This window comes from Dysgonomonas sp. Marseille-P4361 (assembly GCF_900343125.1).
Lineage (GTDB): Bacteria > Bacteroidota > Bacteroidia > Bacteroidales > Dysgonomonadaceae > Dysgonomonas.
In genome coordinates, this window is record NZ_OPYL01000001.1 from 298,045 (window position 1) to 316,016 (window position 17,972).

Annotated in this window: 15 protein-coding genes; 2 read left to right on the plus strand and 13 right to left on the minus strand. The window is 38.4% G+C overall.

Translation table 11 applies throughout. The features are described from left to right. The first annotated feature begins 161 nt into the window (after positions 1 to 161). Both DHU68_RS01240 and DHU68_RS01245 read left to right on the plus strand, forming a co-directional pair. Positions 162 to 2,405: a GH92 family glycosyl hydrolase gene (locus tag DHU68_RS01240; protein WP_108821152.1), complete on the plus strand. Its 2,244-nt coding sequence runs from the start codon at positions 162 to 164 to the stop codon at positions 2,403 to 2,405. Between the two features lie 248 nt (positions 2,406 to 2,653). Beyond that, the gene (locus DHU68_RS01245; protein ID WP_108821153.1) at positions 2,654 to 3,247 is read left to right on the plus strand and encodes a bifunctional nuclease family protein; all 594 of its coding nucleotides are present in this window, start codon (positions 2,654 to 2,656) and stop codon (positions 3,245 to 3,247) included. Between the two features lie 46 nt (positions 3,248 to 3,293). Here DHU68_RS01245 and DHU68_RS01250 read toward each other — a convergent pair whose 3' ends face one another. The 13 genes from DHU68_RS01250 to menD form a co-directional block, all read right to left on the minus strand. After that, entirely contained in the window at positions 3,294 to 4,763 is a 1,470-nt protein-coding gene (locus DHU68_RS01250; protein ID WP_108821154.1) for a hypothetical protein, read from the minus strand. After that, positions 4,756 to 5,235 (minus strand): CYTH domain-containing protein, encoded by a 480-nt coding sequence (locus DHU68_RS01255; protein WP_108821155.1) that lies wholly within the window; start codon positions 5,233 to 5,235, stop codon positions 4,756 to 4,758. Before DHU68_RS01255 ends, DHU68_RS01250 begins: the two co-directional genes overlap by 8 nt. 11 nt (positions 5,236 to 5,246) lie before the next feature. Further along, positions 5,247 to 6,332 carry a DUF4831 family protein gene (locus tag DHU68_RS01260; protein ID WP_108821156.1) on the minus strand — a complete coding sequence of 362 codons (1,086 nt, stop codon included), beginning with the start codon at positions 6,330 to 6,332 and terminating at the stop codon, positions 5,247 to 5,249. 128 nt (positions 6,333 to 6,460) lie between these two features. Continuing rightward, a complete protein-coding gene (locus tag DHU68_RS01265; RefSeq protein ID WP_108821157.1) occupies positions 6,461 to 7,288 on the minus strand; it encodes a DUF3108 domain-containing protein in 828 nt (275 codons plus the stop codon). 48 nt (positions 7,289 to 7,336) lie between these two features. Then, positions 7,337 to 9,325 carry an Ig-like domain-containing protein gene (locus tag DHU68_RS01270; protein ID WP_108821621.1) on the minus strand — a complete coding sequence of 663 codons (1,989 nt, stop codon included), beginning with the start codon at positions 9,323 to 9,325 and terminating at the stop codon, positions 7,337 to 7,339. Between the two features lie 86 nt (positions 9,326 to 9,411). After that, positions 9,412 to 10,047: a WbqC family protein gene (locus DHU68_RS01275; protein WP_108821158.1), complete on the minus strand. Its 636-nt coding sequence runs from the start codon at positions 10,045 to 10,047 to the stop codon at positions 9,412 to 9,414. 13 nt (positions 10,048 to 10,060) lie between these two features. Next, positions 10,061 to 10,882 carry a signal peptidase I gene (gene lepB / locus DHU68_RS01280; RefSeq protein ID WP_108821159.1) on the minus strand — a complete coding sequence of 274 codons (822 nt, stop codon included), beginning with the start codon at positions 10,880 to 10,882 and terminating at the stop codon, positions 10,061 to 10,063. Positions 10,883 to 10,908: 26 nt separating this feature from the next. Next, the gene (locus DHU68_RS01285) at positions 10,909 to 12,456 is read right to left on the minus strand and encodes a S26 family signal peptidase (protein WP_108821160.1); all 1,548 of its coding nucleotides are present in this window, start codon (positions 12,454 to 12,456) and stop codon (positions 10,909 to 10,911) included. Positions 12,457 to 12,462: 6 nt separating this feature from the next. Beyond that, positions 12,463 to 13,179 carry a 4-hydroxy-tetrahydrodipicolinate reductase gene (gene dapB, locus DHU68_RS01290; RefSeq protein WP_108821161.1) on the minus strand — a complete coding sequence of 239 codons (717 nt, stop codon included), beginning with the start codon at positions 13,177 to 13,179 and terminating at the stop codon, positions 12,463 to 12,465. A 134-nt stretch (positions 13,180 to 13,313) separates the two neighbouring features. Beyond that, positions 13,314 to 14,402 carry an AMP-binding protein gene (locus DHU68_RS01295; protein ID WP_108821162.1) on the minus strand — a complete coding sequence of 363 codons (1,089 nt, stop codon included), beginning with the start codon at positions 14,400 to 14,402 and terminating at the stop codon, positions 13,314 to 13,316. Then, a complete protein-coding gene (locus DHU68_RS01300) occupies positions 14,402 to 15,463 on the minus strand; it encodes an o-succinylbenzoate synthase (RefSeq protein WP_108821163.1) in 1,062 nt (353 codons plus the stop codon). Before DHU68_RS01300 ends, DHU68_RS01295 begins: the two co-directional genes overlap by 1 nt. Before the next feature lie 3 nt (positions 15,464 to 15,466). Further along, positions 15,467 to 16,288, minus strand: coding sequence for a 1,4-dihydroxy-2-naphthoyl-CoA synthase (gene menB, locus DHU68_RS01305; RefSeq protein WP_108821164.1), 822 nt, complete (start codon positions 16,286 to 16,288; stop codon positions 15,467 to 15,469). A gap of 5 nt (positions 16,289 to 16,293) precedes the next feature. Next, a complete protein-coding gene (menD, locus tag DHU68_RS01310; RefSeq protein ID WP_108821165.1) occupies positions 16,294 to 17,961 on the minus strand; it encodes a 2-succinyl-5-enolpyruvyl-6-hydroxy-3-cyclohexene-1-carboxylic-acid synthase in 1,668 nt (555 codons plus the stop codon). Positions 17,962 to 17,972: the final 11 nt, after the last annotated feature.

A 17,972-nucleotide genomic window follows, 5' to 3' on the forward strand; every position in this document is an offset into this window, starting at 1 on the left:
TTGATTAGTGAAAGAACTCCATTTTAATAAGGAGAGAGCATCAATGGTAAAATATACAATAGGTTCCCTTGTATCGAAAATTATAGTATTTTTACCCAAATAAGAGAATATAATACTCTCTATTAGATAAAAACAACTAAACCAAATATTTATCAATATCCATGAAAAGAAAAATTTTCATCTCTCTTATTCTTCTTTGTTGCATTGCAGTAACTGCACCTATTTACTCTCAGTCGACAAAGAAAGAAGCTGTAGACTATGTGAATCCATACATTGGGAACATCAGTCACTTATTGGTTCCCACATATCCCACTATTCATTTACCCAATGCTATGTTGCGGGTGTACCCTGAACGTGGCGACTTTACGTCTGACCTGATAAAAGGGCTGCCTATAGTGGTAACCAGCCATCGTGGTTCTTCGGCATTCAATCTGAGTCCAACTCAAAAAAAGAACGAAGAATTGAGCAGAGTGATAAGCTATTCTTACGACAATGAGAAAATTACTCCGTATGATTATTCCGTATACCTTGACGAAGAACATGTCGATGTTCAATACGCCTTGTCAACCCACAGTGGTGTATATAATTTCCAATTTGAGAATTATGGCGAATGTAAACTTGTCATTAATACCAACAACGGCATTCTCGAAAATTCAGGAAAAACGATTAGCGGATATCAAACTATAAGTGGAAATACCAAGATATACCTCTTTGCTGAAACTGATAAGCAACCAAAGAGAACATATGCCCTACAAAAAGAAGCTACTGAAAAAACAACCGGAACGAAGACTTTTGTTCTGGAATTTGGAAACGAAAAGAATATTAATCTTCGTTATGGAATATCTTTCATCAGTGCAGAACAAGCTAAGGAAAATCTTAAAAGCAACAAAACAGGTTTTGACGTCAAAGAGGTTGCAAATATCGGACGTAAAATATGGAATGAAACCTTGAGCAAAATTGCGATAGAAGGAGGTTCGGAAGACGAAAAAACAATATTTTACACATCCTTATACCGCACCTATGAACGTATGATCAATATCTCGGAAGGAGACAAATACTATAGCGCTTTTGATGGAAATATCCACAACGATGCTACTCCGTTCTATACCGACGATTGGATTTGGGATACATACAGAGCAACGCACCCACTACGCAATCTGATCGAACCTGAGATGGAAATAGATATGATAAAATCATATATACGCATGGCTCAGCAATCGATGAACGGATGGATGCCTACTTTCCCTGAGGTAACGGGAGACAGCCATCGTATGAATGGTAATCATGCTGTAGCTGTTATCTGGGATGCTTATTGCAAAGGACTGACAAACTTTGATCTGGAAGCGGCATACAATGCGTGTAAAGGAGCTATTACAGAAAAAACTCTTCTTCCTTGGCTGAAAATTCCTCTTACCGAGTTGGATATAATATATAAGGAGAAAGGCTATTTCCCGGCACTACAACCTAATCAGCCTGAGACATGCAAAGAAGTACATAGATTTGAAAAAAGACAATCTATTTCTGTCATGCTGGGTAACAGTTACGACAACTGGTGTCTGGCTCAGATTGCTAAATATTTAGGCAAGAACGAAGACTATAAAGATTTCATGAAAATGGCTTATTCTTACCGCAATGTATATAATCACGAAACAGGGTTCTTCCACCCTAAAGATGCAGATGGCAATTTTGTAGAGCCATTCGATTACAAATTTTCAGGGGGACAAGGAGCTCGTGACTATTACGGAGAAAATAATGCTTGGATCTACAGATGGGATGTACAACACAATCCTGCAGACCTGATAGATCTTATGGGCGGAAAAGAATCTTTTATCAACAACTTGAATCAGACTTTCAGAGAATCGCTGGGAAGAAGTAAATATGATTTTTATCACCAACTTCCCGACCATACTGGTAATGTTGGTCAATTCTCGATGGCTAACGAGCCTTGTCTACATATCCCATATTTATACAATTATGCCGGTCAGCCTTGGATGACTCAAAAACGAATTCGTACACTATTAGACCAATGGTTTAGAAACGACCTGATGGGAATTCCCGGCGATGAAGACGGAGGTGGTATGACAGCTTTTGTGGTATTCTCTATGACGGGTTTCTATCCTGTTACACCTGGGTCGCCAACATACAACATAGGTAGTCCTGTGTTTAAAGAAGCAAAACTTAATCTGGGAAATGGAAAATATTTTGAGATTATTGCCGAAAACTACGATCCTGACAATAAATACATACAATCGGCTAAACTGAACGGAAAAGAATGGAATAAGCCTTGGTTCAGCCACGACGATATAAAAGATGGAGGAAAATTAGTCCTAGTAATGGGAAATAAAGCCAATAAAGCTTGGGGTGCATCTGACGATGCTGTTCCACCTTCTGCCGAGAAGATATAAGATTTTAGAATATTAATTTTCAATAATAGCCTTTTCTTAAAAAATAGAAAGGGCTATTATTTTATTCTTTATACAGAAAATAAGGTACTGGTTTACAAAGAAGAACATCTCACTCAGAATCATTTTCACTTCATAAGCACAGCTCTTAAGGAATCTAAAAGAATGTCATAGTTTTTCGAAAACAGAGGAAAAAATATGAGAATAAATAATTATTCCTTAATTTTGAATTGGAGTATTTGTAAGATGTTATGGAAAATAGAGTAAAATTATCGGTTCTGGGGTTTTCTTTTAATCAAACTCAATCTGGTGCGTACGGACTAGTTCTTTCGGAAGAGGGAGGTGTGCGCCGCCTGATGGTTATTGTAGGAACTCCTGAAGCTCAATCCATTGCATTCAAACTACAAGATTCTGCACCACCAAGACCTCTTACTCACGATCTTATTAAGACCATTCTTTCTCAACTGAATGTAACTCTGCGTGAAGTCGAAATCTATAAATATGAGGATGGCATCTTCTTTTCCAGAATAATTTTGGAACAAGAGGATAAAGTCATTCAGTTAGAATCCAGAACTTCTGATGCTGTAGCAATAGCCTTAAGAACGCAATCTCCAATCTATACTACAGAACAGATAATGAAAGACCACTCCATTGTCTTTGACGAGAATGCTGCAAAAGAAACAACCAAAGAAGAAGAGGTGGAAGAAACTAAAAAGGAGATAGATTATTCTTTACTCAACAAAAGCGAATTGGAAGCTTTATTACAAGAGGCTGTAGCCGGAGAAAACTATGAATTGGCTTCGCTCCTACGCGACGAACTGGACAAGAAAAAGAACAAAGAATAACCTGTGAAATATACTTTGTTTATCCTCAGGACGTCTATTCAATTATTCAATCTAAACTAAGCTCACTTACATCCGATATCCCCTTTCGGTTGAACAGTATGCGGTATTTTTTATAATATTCGCTGCTTTCCGACTTACACTGTATGATAAAATATAATGCATACATCTTCTTCCCTTCAATGGTCATAAAACCATTTTCTTTGTCAGACAAATAGAGAGGAATATACGCATTGTCCATCTTCAGCGTGAAGTTTGTAAGGTTAAATCTTGTAATATCATTTATCCCCGACAAGCGATATTCTTTATACTGCTCTAGATCGTCTTTTGAGAGACTGACCCACTTGCGATATAAAATTATTTTCTCATCATACACCTGATTTTCAGCTTCTACCAGAGGACTTCTAGCACGCATATTTTTCACTTCTTCGGGAAGTTTTTCCTCATCCATAAAATCAAAGGCTTCTTTGATCCAGCCAATTTCCTGTTTACGAATACTTAGTTTGAGTTTCGAATCGTAGTATCTTTTCCCTAGCTGCGAAGAGAAATAATAACGCATTACTTCTTTGATTCTGTCTTTAAAAATGTAACTGAAAACAAGTATAATAAACAAGTCGGTAGTAAAATTACCAAAACGCTGAGTGGCAAAGAATGAGATAACTGTAGCAAAAATCATAGAGATACCCGCTGCAATTCCATAATAGAACTGCTGAGCGATGAAACCATCTTTTTTCTTAATTATTTGAAGGAAGAGGTCACTCTCAACAAACTTTTTCAGAATATTTCGCTGTGTAATGACCAGGCTGTTATGCTTCTCGTCTCCTTCCTTAAGCAGCATGAAACCTTTTTCCTTTTTATGAGAGAGTTCTTCCTCAATAAGCTGGTGCAGTATCGGTTTTACAGCTTCGAAAGCTGCTACACCTTTCAGTTTTCTCATCAGTTGGAAAGTATGCTGTTCGATTACATTCCCAAGAAAGTCGTCTCCGAAGAGGAAAAATTCTTGCTTCTCTTTCGACACTTCCGAGTTGAATAGTACAGACCACATACCTCTATATCTGGCAGCAATCTCTCGCACATCGTCTACATAGTTCTTTATATTCAACTCTATAATAGCATCATCAGCCTTTGCATTTATCTCCTGTACATTGCGACGTAATGCACTTTTCAGGATACTGACAAACATTTTTACCTGATAGATATAGCTTTCGGTTATGATCTCATCAGTAGGATTATCTATCAAAGAATGAATTGCTTTATTCAGGCGAGGAAGGGGTCCCCTCCCCTCTGTGAGAATCTCTTTCAGTGTATATACAGGGGTAATAAGACGTAAGTTGTTCTTAACATCTTTATAAAAGTCTTCTTTCGAATAAGTAGAGCGATTGATATCAAGGCTATTGGGCAGGAATATCCACGTATTGATTTTGAACTCATTGATATCTTCAGGGTTCTTGTCTGTGATAAACCCTATCTTGAATTCTAAAGAAAAATTATCATGAACTTTTTCTTGTATATCAATCATTCCTAGTCCAGTTTATGAATGGATTCTTTGTCAAGGAAGCATTGTAATATCGTTTATCTCCGGTAACCTCCTCTCCCAGCCAATCCGGTTTCTCAAATAGTTCGCCTTCGTCTGACAGCTCTACCTCAGATACAATCAGTCCTTCGTTCTCCCCGCGAAATACATCTACCTCAAAGGTATGATTGCCGGCAGGCACATAATACCTGACTTTATCAATAATTCCTGGTTCACAAAGTTGGAGAAGCTCTTTAGCCTCAGTAACGGGAATTTCTTTCTCCCACTCGTAGCGAGATAGTCCCGATTCGTTACTTAGCCCTTTGATTGTAAGGTAAGCTTTTTTGCCTTTCACCCGGATGCGGACAGATCGCTCAGGTACGGAAGATAGATAACCTTGAATTATCTCTTCCTGAGAAGATGCATCTTTTTTGAAATCACCTTTTACCAGAAACTTGCGTTCTATCTCTAGTGACATGAGCAAAAGAATTATTGTATAATTTGCTTAATTGCACCCAGATCAGGATAGAAAATAACTTTTATAGGTTGTTTCTTATTGTCGAACATTTTCTCTACCAATACATCCTGAATGCCATATTGAACAACATCAACTTCTTTTTGCGTAAGGTTTCGACCTTCATACGAGATTTGTAAAGCGGCCTTTCCGGGAATGTTATAGACGATACCCGACGAAAATTTCTTTTCCATCTCTTTTTCTTCTTTCGGCGTTAACACTTGTGCTTCTCTAGGCTCTTTATTTTTTAACGAAAGAAAAACAGGAGCTCCTGAAAGGTCATTAGCTTCTACTATTCCTAGCTTAGACGAGAAACGGAAAATAATGCGGTTGTCTATATTCTTATCATCAGGGATAATCGTAATTTCTTTATGTATAACCTCAGATTCTTCCGATCCTGCAAACATAGCGGTCAAAGCTTTTTCTTGTTCTTCGAGTTGCGACATCACCAATTTGTATGCTTCACCATCGGGTGGCATATTATCTGCCTCACCTGTAAGAATGTTATTGCGGCTTTCGCGCAAACGATAAATTTGCTTCGCTATTAGTTCTGCTTGTTTAGCTGTAGAACCTGCTCTTAATATTTCTTCCGATAGGAAACTTTTTGGATTAGGAAGCGGTGCTTTCTTTACAGAAGTATCTGTGGTAGATTCTGCTTTAGGGAATGTATAGTCATCGTTTATTGAGCAGATCAATCCTTCCTTTGTCAAGGTTACAAAAGGTGAAACTGTATTGGATCGAAACTCAACAAGATAGGTTTTATCATTATCAACAACACCCTTAGTTGTTGCATCTACACTGTTTAAAGCGTATGTAATGCCACTTTCTGTAATAGGGTTGGATATATTAAGGTAACGTTCGGCAAATTGATAAAACTCGCCTACCTTTTTATTTGTCTTGGTATAGCTTACCGATATGGTGATTGCTGTTCGTGGAAGCGAATATGCTACTCCATAATTATTGCTCTTTACCGCACTCATTTTAACAGTACTCTGCGCAGATACAGAGTTCGTTCCAATTGTAAGAAAAGCAAGCAAAAACAGACTTATACAGTATCTCATAAGTTCTTTCTTTTAAAATCTTAATAGGACAAAGCTACATATTTTTTGTGAATTTTTCTATCTACTACTCAGCAGATATGTGGTCGAAAAGAAAAAGTCTTCCGGACATCCGGAAGACTTCTCCAATCTTATTTTGCTTTCACCGGATGTTTCGTTCCCTTATAGCTCTTCAATATAGCTCGTGTAGAGCCAACATTTAGTTTCGAATCTAATCGGACCGGCATTCGGTTGTCATCGTTGGTAATATACACTTTCATCGCCTCTTCTTTATCTTCAAAGGCTTTATCGCTGATATTCTGAAGACTTAACACCAATTTTATACAACTATATGTTTTGTCATCATTGGCTTTCATATTTTCAATACCCTGATATTCGATAATCATGCGAGCCTTTCTTTTTCCTGTTACAAAGTCAACGCTAGTTTCATCACCTTTCTTCATCTTCGAGAAGTCTAGTGTGCGGGCATAAAACACCACACTCACCATATCATAGACACAAGTATTATTGTATTGAAGTACCTCATCGAAGCGCGGCTCTTCATTCTTTATACGCTTGGTATGAATATCAATCTCTCCACCCGATTTGTAAGTATAAGTCATATTTTCTATTGTATGATCTTTCCCTTCTTTCGCATTTTTGTAGAATGCCAGAGGAATCAAATCTTTGGTCGTATAGCACATCAGTGTATCGTTGATTGTAAATACCTTATTAGCCATACCTGTTGATACGGCAGAAAGAGCCATTTTGTAAGCGCTTTTGCCATTATATTGTTCGGAAGTTGTTTTTAAAGTAGATACTCCAGCTTTAGTATTCACCAAACCCCATTTGAAATATAAATCGTAGGTAAGCTCTTCGCCTGCCTGAAACTGTTTATTTACAACCTTACATTGAGCTTGAGCATCGTGTGCTATAAGCAATATCAATGTTAACATGGACAGAATAATCTTCTTTGTCATCTTCTTGCTTTTTTAAGTTAAACAATCAACCAAACATACTCCGCATTCTTATCTTCGCTGAGATCCTTGCAACTGAGGGTTCTCCATTTCTCGAACTCTGTTCTGCTCTTCAGTTTTACGGTCTCTCTCTTTTTGTTCCCGTTCTTGCATTTTTTTCTTCCTCGCTTCTCTCTCTTCGGGTTTTTGCTTGGTTATTTCCATTGGTTTTTGTTTTGCAATGGTAGATACATCAACTACCCAAGGTTCCGACTCGTTATCGATAGCCCAAAAAGCCTTAATCTCGAAAGACCCCGGATAATAACATACCATTTCGGGTTGTCGCCCGGTATAGAAATCTCCGGTATCCCATACTCCGTTATTATTTTCGTCCAATATTATACGAGCATAATACGTTCCAGGAGGAAGATCTCTGAAGACAACCACGTTATCTTTGACTCTGGATTTTCGAATTGGTTTATCCGACTTATCTAAAAGTTCTATAAAAGCAGGGATAGAATCTATTCCGGCTACCATTACAGCTAGCTGACCATACTGATCTTCAGCCTTGACTTTAAAGTCTTGTTTATACTTATTATTCCAAAGCCCGTAGATACTATAAACTCTGGCTGAGTCTATCTCCATACGGTATTCACCTCCATAAACCCACTTGTGGCGAAGAGAATATTTGCGTCCGTTGAGGCTATCTGGCACAAACTGGTAATCTACATCGGAATAAATAGTATCGACTTTTTGCTGCAATTTTATTTTCGATTTCAGATCGCCCTCTACCGGCTCGTCAAACTCGAGAAGAATATCTTTGAAAGTATCCCATGAAGCGTTTAGGTCACATTTCATATTAAGGAAAGTTATTTTAGGAGTCTTACCCTCACGCAAATCTTTTTCTTGCTGCTCCTTCTCTTTTTGTAGTTCCTTTTCTGTTTTCTTCCGGGTTCTATCTATGAGTTTTAACGTATCTGTATAAGGCACAACCTGATTCAAGGAATCTGTCCGAGGATAGGTAATCTTAAACGTTAACGTATCTGTTTTCACCAGTTCCTGATCTTTAATCCAGTAGATAAGCGTATCGTTCTTAGCTGTTTTTTCCAGCACGTACCAATCTTTATCTCCATCAAAACTAAGAGGCTCCAATACCGGCATCTCTGTAGGAGAGCCAAAAAACAGGCTTATCTTATTCGGAGTACGTTCATACTTCTGAAGGTATTGTCTGCCAAAAGCAGATTTAAAAGATCTCATTACAATATTATCGGGTAAGAAGCGCGTATATTCTATCGCTTTAATAGTATCGATAACTAGCTTTGAGGTATCAACATATAAGGTATCGTAACGCATATCGCGCATTGAAGAAGGCTCAATCTGCGTTTCGAAAAAGGCAATTGCATTAGATGGGTTTGTATACATGTACTCGCGGCTAGGATCATCCAGCGCATATAGTCTGTATGTTCCGGGTGCAACACCGCGTATGGCAAAATCGCCCGTTTCACCCGTTTTACCTATTCTATCGAAACGAATTTTAGTAAATGCCGTATCATCCAGATTAGAATGCAAGCCTACATATATCCCTTTTACCGGCTCCAGATTATCAGCAGTAAGTACCTTTCCTGAGATAACCATCGAATCTACAACATCGCCCGTTGAAAAAGAAAAAGAAAAATTCTCCAGAGGGTTACCCTCATTGTTGTCTTTGATAGCGCTTGTAAAATCGATCGTATAGGTTGTGTTTTCAAGCAATGTATCTTTCAGCTCAACAGTCAATCTTCTATTCACTGACTGGATTACAGGAAATGTTTTTTGAGGAGGGGTAATAATAACGTTTTCTGAAGGTTTTTCGAGTGTTACATTTTCATCAAATTCGAAAACAATCTTCCCTTTTTCGACATTAGTCGCATTAAAGTTTGGAGTCGTTTTTACAATTTTAGGCGGATCGAAGTCCATTTCGCCTCCTTCGGGTGTAGACATATTTGCACAAGCTACCAAAGAAGCTATTATAATACCCAACACAAGGCTGAGAATTGTATATTTTTTCAAGAATTGCATCATCTGTTTCATTCTAAATTAACGCAAAAATACAATGTTTTGTACAAATAAGTATTTGTGAGTATATAAAATAGCTTAACAAGGCGCTTTTATCTGTTTGATTTAGCAAGTATAAGTTGACTTTCGTTTCCCATATTAAAGAGCAGGTCGATGATACTCATATTATCAACGAAGCCGAATTTCTGGTCAAATACCTGATAGTAGGGTACAGACTTGAAGGCTGGATCTGTTTCTGTCCAGTCTTTTTTAGGGTGTATAACTTCTCTTAAGTCTAATTCGTCCGACAGGAACTTGGTCTGATAGGAGTCTGTATAAACAATTTCGGGAAGCTTAATCCGTAAAATCTCTAGGATAAGCATCCTTAACTCTTCATTAAAGTCGAACAGAAATGAATATTTTTTATGATAAAACGGATAAAAATCGTCTTGATAATATTCGAAAAAGGGGGTTGAATTGTATGCCGAAACAATCGCATTCCAGTGCATATGCTGCCAGTTGCCATGTTCTGCAATACGGATATCCTTCATCTGAGTTTTCTCTTTCGACGAATGCACAACTGGTATGGATAACGCAATAGGCCCGTTTGCCGATACTATGGAACAACGATTTCGGTATGTTTGCTTGATATAGTTATCATGCTGTTCGATACAAATACGATCAGCAAGAAGAAACTTCGCATAATACTGAATCGGCGCCAGATATGCAGATGACAGATATATATTCATTTATATTATTTGATCATTTAATAACTTTAAAACTACGGTTGGGGTGGGCTGAAGTATCAGGGTTGTACCATACGAAACGGGCTCTGCCGATCACATTTTTAAAGGGGATGAAGCCTATCGTGCGAGAGTCCAGCATATTTTGAGGGTTGTCAGACAACATCCAATAATAATCATCTTCGAAAGTGTACGCATCTTGCTCTGCCCCATCCATAAACAACCTTCCGTCCTCAATGGAAACATTATCTCCCTGCTCCTGCTCAATTGTCCGTTTATATATTATAAGATTCTTACTATCCAGATCGATTGTCATGCCCTTTGCCGGAACAATAATTGAGGTTGCATAATCTATACTATCAACTATCTCTTTTACAGATAGTTGACCAAAACGAACAGAACCCTTATCTGAGACAAAAGGTAAACCATTCTGTATCAACACAGTATCTTTTGGAAGAGCTATACATCTGTTCAATATAAGCGAACGCTTGTCTAAAGGCTTATCTATAGCCGAAGGATCATTGAACAAGACGATTTCATTTCTGCCTATTTGACCTGTAAAAAGTCTTGCATAAGGCAGTTGTATTGCTGTGGAATATGACTTCTTTCCCCACAGATTATCGAATGTAAAAGGGACAGTAAGTATAGTTATGGGTAGACGAATGCCATATGCAGTTTTATCAATTAAGATTCTGTCCTCAGAGAATAAAGCATTCTCCATCTGCGAAGAGGAAACAGTAAAAGGTTCAATAAAGAAAGAACGTATACATAAAACGATGAGCAAAGTAATCAATATTACTTTGCCCAAATAAACGTATATGTTCCTTTTTGTTGAAGACATTATTTCATTCCTCAATTAAGTTGAAATCATTTTTTGTTCCCGGTGGTAAATAGTCTGTCCCATCTGATTCTTCCACTAAACCATCCTTTATCTTTATCAAGAGACAACCATATAAACAGAGGTTTCCCCACGATATGATCTTCAGGTACAAATCCCCATGAACGAGAGTCGGCAGAGTTATCTCTGTTGTCTCCCATCATGAAAAAATAGTCGAATTTGAAAGTATAAGAATCGGCTTGTTCACCATTGATGTACACTTTACCATCTCGATAGTCAAACTCGTTATGCTCGTAGTTTTTGATACAACGGGCGTAAGCTGCAACTTTATAATCTACATCTGTATCAAACTTGATTGTTTCCCCTTTAGCCGGTATCCACAAATCAGGGAAATCACCGGGGGCTACCTTCATGTCATATGTGATTGGATAGATATCTTGTTGAGCATAAAGAGGCATCCCATTTAAAGCATTTATTGAACGATAGTATTCATTCAAGGGAATAACCTTTTTCACAAATGGTTTTTGCTTAAGCTCTTCAACCATCCCTTTAGTCATATTCACATGAGAGTACAAGTATTCAACATCTGATCCATAAGTAGGGAAGAACTGCCTCCATACAGAAGTCGTATCTATTGCATTAAGATCATATGGTGTTGATATACTTTTTATATCATCTTCGCTTATGCCCAAAGCGGAAAAAGTAGAAGGGGATATTGGCTGTCCACTCACTTGTACGAAATAGAATAATTGCATTTCTTTAGGTGACTCAATAGGTTTCCCATCAATATTTACAATGTCATCTTTGATAGAGATAGTCTCACCTGGTAAACCGACACAGCGTTTTACGTAATTCTCTCTTCTATCTACCGGACGGTAAACAATATCACCATACACATCTTTACGCGCATGAACGATAGGACGTCCTTCGTTTATACTTTGAATATTTGAGCGCTGATTAGTTACATCAGAAACACTCCCTGCATCTTTACAAAGAAGGTAATAATCCCTATTTTGCATATTTACAGCAACAGTATCGCCCGAAGGATAGTTGAATACAACAATATCGTTGCGCTCAATTTGTCCTGTACCTTTAAATCTTTTATACTCTAGTTGAGGTTTCTCCAAATAAGATTTGATTCCAAATACAGGAAATGTGTGCTGCATCAAAGGCAACGACAATGGAGTCATAGGCGAGCGCGCTCCATAACTCACCTTGCTAACACATAGGAAGTCTCCTACAAGAAGTGATTTCTCGAGTGAAGAACTTGGAATTTGATAATTCTGAAAGAAGAAAGTGTTTATAATCCATACGCCCACTAAGGCAAACAGAATTGCATCAACCCAGTCAAGCACTTTTCTCAGAGAAGGATTTTTTGCATTCCTCCAGCCACTCCAAGGGATAAACTTAGTGATGTATATATCTATAAAAACCGGAATTAGGATCAATACAGCCCAATAGCCTGTCCACAACACAAACAGAACACAAAGAACACATGCAATGATTGCATATATCCATTGTCTGATCCCCGGTTTACGTTTTTCTGATTTATTATTCTGATCTGTAGTTTTTTCCATTATCTGTTAAAAATTAAGCATATCCTTCATACCTAAAAAACCTTTCTTACCCTTGGCGAACTCTGCTGCAACAACTGCCCCCAGAGCGAAACCTTTACGGCTCTTCGCATCATGCTTGATGCTTATTACGTCCGCATCAGATTCATATACGATTTCATGTATCCCCGGAACTTCTCCCTCTCTAATGCAATGAATGGCGAGATCCGATGGCTTACTTTCTGTTTCGAGAATCCAATTCTCTTTCCTTTCTACATTATCTAAAACACCTTCTGCTAAGGTTATTGCTGTCCCGCTAGGGGCATCCAGTTTATGTATATGGTGAGTTTCTTCCATACTGACATTATAGTCAGGATAATCATTCATTATCTTAGCCAGATACTTATTCAATGCAAAGAAAATATTTACTCCCAAGCTATAATTAGATGCATAGAAGAATGTTTTACCATCTTCTTCGCAAGCTTTCTTCACCTCATCCAGATGATCGAGCCAGCCTGTTGTGCCTGCTACTACCGCCACATTAGCTTCGAAACACTTATGATAGTTCTCTATCGCACTATCGGGGGTCGAAAACTCGATTGCAATATCTGCACTTTTAAATGCATCCGAATCAAAATCGTGACGATTATTTACATCTATTATAGAAACTATTTTATGACCTCTGCCAAGAGCAATCTTTTCTATCTCATGCCCCATTTTGCCATATCCGATAAGTGCAATATTCATATTGAAAGTTAGTTAATTGACGTCTAAAGCTTACAAATATACACAAAAACTTATTCTTCTAAGATTTCGTTTTCAATTTATCCGAGTTTATAAGTTTTTTTAATTATCTGTGCCTTTTCCTAGAGTAATGATGGTTAACTTTTATATAGTTTGTGTGCTATCAACCGAGCTTCAGCCCTGTTAGGTTTGTTCGTTTCGGTGTAAGGTAAAGTATCTAATAAGAAGATGGCTTTGGGTATCCAATATGGAGGCAGTAACTCCTTGCAAATAGAGTGTATCTGAGAGCTTGTATAAATTCCTTTCTTCACCAATAATACTACAGCTTCTCCAAATTTAGTATCCTGAGCCGAAGTAATCACATATTCACCAGAGAGTGACTTACTAAGCAAACGCTCGACTTCTTCGATCTGTATCTTGATTCCTCCACTATTGATAATATTATCTACACGTCCTAGAATACGAAATTGTCCTTGCTCGTTGATCTCTGCCACATCGTTTGTCGCGAGGACTTCCTGTGTAATCAGAGGAGCTTCTATCTTTAGCGTCTGGTTTTCCGAAAGGCTAATAGCTACACCCTCAAAAGGGGTATACCATTCTGATGCAGACTTTCCATTTATACATCGAAGGGCAATGTGAGACAGTGTTTCGGTCATGCCGTAAGTAGACCATATAGCATGAGGAAAATTCGCTAATTCGTTAGATAGAGTAGCATCAACAGCACCGCCGCCAATGATAAGATGTTGAATACGCCTCAATTTTTCTCGTTGTTTATTATCTTGCAAACTATTATAGACCTGCATTGGTGTCATTGCAGCAAAAACAGTTGGTTCAATTTCTTTCAACGGATAGCCACTTGCTTCGATCGGAACTAAATCTAAGCCTGCAAACAGAGAGCGAACCACTACCATCTTAGCTCCTATGTACTTCAAGTTCATGCAAAGCAATGCCGAATCACCTTGTTTTAGTCCTAAAAAGTTACAGGTTAACTTTGCACTTTGTAACATTCGTACTTTTTCAACTTCAATCTGTTTCGGTACTCCAGTAGACCCTGAAGTTTGAACTAAGATATAAGGAGAGTCATTGAACCACTCTCTGAGAAAAGAGAGCAAGTCGTTCGAAAAAGGCTGTTCTCCTTCAACAGCATTCAGAATAGAATCACGACTATAAAGTATTCCGTTTATAGTAATAGTCTGTTTACTGATATCTGTATTGAAAAATGTCATTATTGCTTTAACCAGTCAACGATCTGAGAAAGATTTACTCCTGATGAGTTGAACCAAAGATTATCTTCTTTTATAGACAAAGGAAAATCAACATTATCTGTATATAAAAGACCTGTGCCCAAACCCTGATGCATTGAGGAATCGAGCGTCGCACACCATTGAGCAATGGCATTTAACCCAATATTCGACTCTAGTGCCGATGTAATCCAATAACCTATATTGCGTTCTTTAGCCAAAGATATCCACTCTTGTCCTCCTCGTATTCCTCCATGTAGCGAAGGTTTCAGAATAATATATGCAGGGTGCATTACATCCAACAGATTCCCCTTTTCTTGAAGAGAGTTTACTCCTATAAGTTCTTCATCCAGAGCTATCGGGATTGGGGAATGCCCACAAAGCACAGCCATCTCTTCCCATTGCCCTTGACGGATAGGCTGCTCGATGGAATGAATATCGTATTTTGCTAATTCTTGCAGCTTGTATAGAGCATCCTGAGGAGTGAACGCTCCGTTGGCATCCACTCTCAGCTGTATTTTGTCTGCTCCGTAATATTTTCGTATAGAAGCCAACAACGAAAGTTCGTTATCGAAATCAATAGCTCCTATTTTCAGTTTAACACATCTGAATCCTTTTTGTAGTTTCTCTTCTATCTGCTCACGCATATAATCAAAACTACCCATCCAAATTAATCCATTGATAGGAATACCTTGCTCTCCTCGACCAAAGGCAGTGTCCCATAGTTGAAAACTATTCCTCTCAAACTGGCGCAAAGCTGTTTCCATTCCAAAAAGAATAGAAGGGAAAGCCTTAAACCGTTCGTAATCGATCTGTCCTCTTTCTTCTAAATCTTTGCAGGCTTGCTTAAGCACATCTTCATATTCGGGAACATCATCACAACTCAGTTTAGGCAAAGGAGCACATTCTCCTATGCCAACCGTCGATTGATCTTCATCGGTCAGCAAAAGATACCAGACATTACGCGTTGTATACGACCCGCGGGATGTTCCCGCCGGACGCTTAAAGTGTAATACCTTTGGAATAATTTGAACTTTTAGATTCATTGTTTATGGTAATTTCGGGAATTTCTTCCAATCCGGTTTTCGCTTTTCCAAGAAAGCACGTCCACCTTCTTTAGCTTCCTCTGTCAGGTAATAAAGCATAGTAGCATCACCGGCTAATTCTTGAATACCTGCTTGCCCGTCAAGTTCTGCATTCAATCCCGCTTTGATCATACGCAGAGCAAGCGGACTATGTTGCATCATTGTTTCTGCCCATTCCACAACTTCATCTTCCAGCTTATCGAAAGGAACAACTTTATTTACCAATCCCATATCTAAAGCTTCTTGAGCCGAGTATTGACGACAAAGGAACCATATTTCACGCGCTTTCTTTTGACCTACTACACGAGCCAAATATGATGAACCGAAGCCTGCATCGAAGCTGCCTACACGAGGACCTGTCTGACCAAAGATTGCATTTTCGGAAGCAATACTTAAATCGCAAACGACGTGTAATACATGACCTCCACCGATAGCAAAGCCATTGACCATAGCAATTACCGGTTTAGGAATAGAACGGATTTGCTTTTGTACATCCAGCACATTCAAGCGAGGCACGCCGTCTGTACCCACATATCCTCCATGTCCTTTCACATTCATGTCACCGCCACTACAGAAAGCCATATCGCCGGCTCCTGTGAGTACAACAACGCTGATATCCTGATCTTCGCGGCAAATACGCAAAGCATCGCTGATTTCTGATGTTGTGGTAGGCGTAAATGCATTACGATAACGTGGTCTGTTGATCGTAATTTTAGCAATGCCATTATAGAAATCGAAAAGAATATCATTGTATTCTTTCAGTGAAGTCCATTCTCTTTTGCTCATAGTTCTTATATTTTTAGATATTTGTAATATTCTTTAAAATCGTTCTCGCTTAGTTCTGCATCCGTAAACACTTCGAGCACGACAGGCATTTCTATCTTCTCTTGAGTAAACTCCTTCAGTGCTTCGGTCAGTTCTGATTGATTATTCGCTGACAAATATTTGCATCCTCTGTCTTCTACCCATGCCCTAACTGATGCGTCATGCGATGCTGCAATAAATTTACTGCGGATTTCACTCTTTTCCAAAGAGGGGAGTACATTAAAAATTTGCCCATTCCCATTATTGAGAACAAGGATACGAAGCTTAGGCGAAACATGCTGATTCCAGAGTGAATTCATATCATAGAAGAAACTGAGGTCTCCTACAACAAGATAAGTCAGACTATCATAGCCTGCAGAAAAACCGACAGCCGTAGAAACTGAGCCTTCAATCCCGCTCGTTCCTCTATTACAAAACGTTTCTTCCACATTCTTGGAAGTAAATAATTGAGCATTACGAATAATGCTACTATTTCCTAATTGTAATTTGCAAACAGGCAAAGATTCTATTACCTGCTTCATTACTGTGATATCCGAGAAATTGGAATAATGATATTTTTGCGAACGATCTTCTATCTCCTTAGATAGCTTAACCCAAGTTTGAGAATAAGCCACATCGAAAACCTTTTCTGTACTTAATAAAGCTTCCAAAACAGCATATGGGCTTGATTCGATTATAGTGGTCAAACACTTGAAGGTATCAACAACCTCTCCTTCAGGATTGACAAACCAAAGATGGTTTGGCTTATTATTTCTTATATATGCTTTGAGTCTTTTCGAAACTATATGTCCTCCGAAATAGATAACTAAATCGGGTTTTAAACTATTATCCTCAGAGTGGACATGCAGGATAGACTCAAAGTTAGATATTTTCTCTACAGATTGGACATTCGATATATTCTCAGTCAAAACTACACAGCCTTTCTCTTGGCTTAACTTTGTCAAAGCTTCGTCTATTTCAGAAGAAGAATGCTGTTGCCCTACAATTATTAGAGGACGAGTAGCCTTAGTCCATTGCTCAAGTAATTGCTCTGATAACGTAAATCCAGGCTGGGCTGTTTTTATCCTATTTATCTTTCGTACTGATGGCAGCTCTTTTACTGAAAAATCGAACAGAGGCTCGCTTAGAGGAATATTTATATGAACAGGACCATTTGATCGATGGGTTAAAGCTAATAAGGCTTCATTTATCAGTCTGTTGCAATACCAATATTCGGAGTCATCTTTCACCTCTGGAAGATGTACACTTTTCTTGAAAATAACACTTCCCATATTAGCTTGAGGCAAAGTTTGCCCGTCCATCTGACCAATCCATTCCGTTGGACGATCGGCAGAAATAACCAATAGAGGTAATTGTTGATAATATGCTTCGGATACAGCAGGAAGGGCATTCAGCAGAGCTGAGCCCGATGTACAACATATAGCAACCGGCTTCTTTAATGATTGCGCAAGTCCTAATGCAAAAAATGCAGCACTCCTTTCGTCCGTAATGGAATAGCTATTGAATTGAGGATTTGTCGCAAAACTTTGGGTTAGTGGAGAATTCCGAGAACCCGGACAGAGAACAATATCATTTATCTCAAATTCTAACATCAGAGCAACCAACTCCAACACATTCTGTTTGTTTGCGTACATCCTATTCTCTT

Coding starts and splice junctions, on each gene's coding strand:
- DHU68_RS01240 (WP_108821152.1), top strand. CDS start 162: ATGAAAAGAAAAATTTTCATCTCTCTTATTCTTCTTTGTTGCATTGCA.
- DHU68_RS01245 (WP_108821153.1), top strand. CDS start 2,654: ATGGAAAATAGAGTAAAATTATCGGTTCTGGGGTTTTCTTTTAATCAA.
- DHU68_RS01250 (WP_108821154.1), bottom strand. CDS start 4,763: ATGATTGATATACAAGAAAAAGTTCATGATAATTTTTCTTTAGAATTC.
- DHU68_RS01255 (WP_108821155.1), bottom strand. CDS start 5,235: ATGTCACTAGAGATAGAACGCAAGTTTCTGGTAAAAGGTGATTTCAAA.
- DHU68_RS01260 (WP_108821156.1), bottom strand. CDS start 6,332: ATGAGATACTGTATAAGTCTGTTTTTGCTTGCTTTTCTTACAATTGGA.
- DHU68_RS01265 (WP_108821157.1), bottom strand. CDS start 7,288: ATGACAAAGAAGATTATTCTGTCCATGTTAACATTGATATTGCTTATA.
- DHU68_RS01270 (WP_108821621.1), bottom strand. CDS start 9,325: ATGATGCAATTCTTGAAAAAATATACAATTCTCAGCCTTGTGTTGGGT.
- DHU68_RS01275 (WP_108821158.1), bottom strand. CDS start 10,047: ATGAATATATATCTGTCATCTGCATATCTGGCGCCGATTCAGTATTAT.
- lepB (WP_108821159.1), bottom strand. CDS start 10,882: ATGTCTTCAACAAAAAGGAACATATACGTTTATTTGGGCAAAGTAATA.
- DHU68_RS01285 (WP_108821160.1), bottom strand. CDS start 12,456: ATGGAAAAAACTACAGATCAGAATAATAAATCAGAAAAACGTAAACCG.
- dapB (WP_108821161.1), bottom strand. CDS start 13,179: ATGAATATTGCACTTATCGGATATGGCAAAATGGGGCATGAGATAGAA.
- DHU68_RS01295 (WP_108821162.1), bottom strand. CDS start 14,402: ATGACATTTTTCAATACAGATATCAGTAAACAGACTATTACTATAAAC.
- DHU68_RS01300 (WP_108821163.1), bottom strand. CDS start 15,463: ATGAATCTAAAAGTTCAAATTATTCCAAAGGTATTACACTTTAAGCGT.
- menB (WP_108821164.1), bottom strand. CDS start 16,288: ATGAGCAAAAGAGAATGGACTTCACTGAAAGAATACAATGATATTCTT.
- menD (WP_108821165.1), bottom strand. CDS start 17,961: ATGTACGCAAACAAACAGAATGTGTTGGAGTTGGTTGCTCTGATGTTA.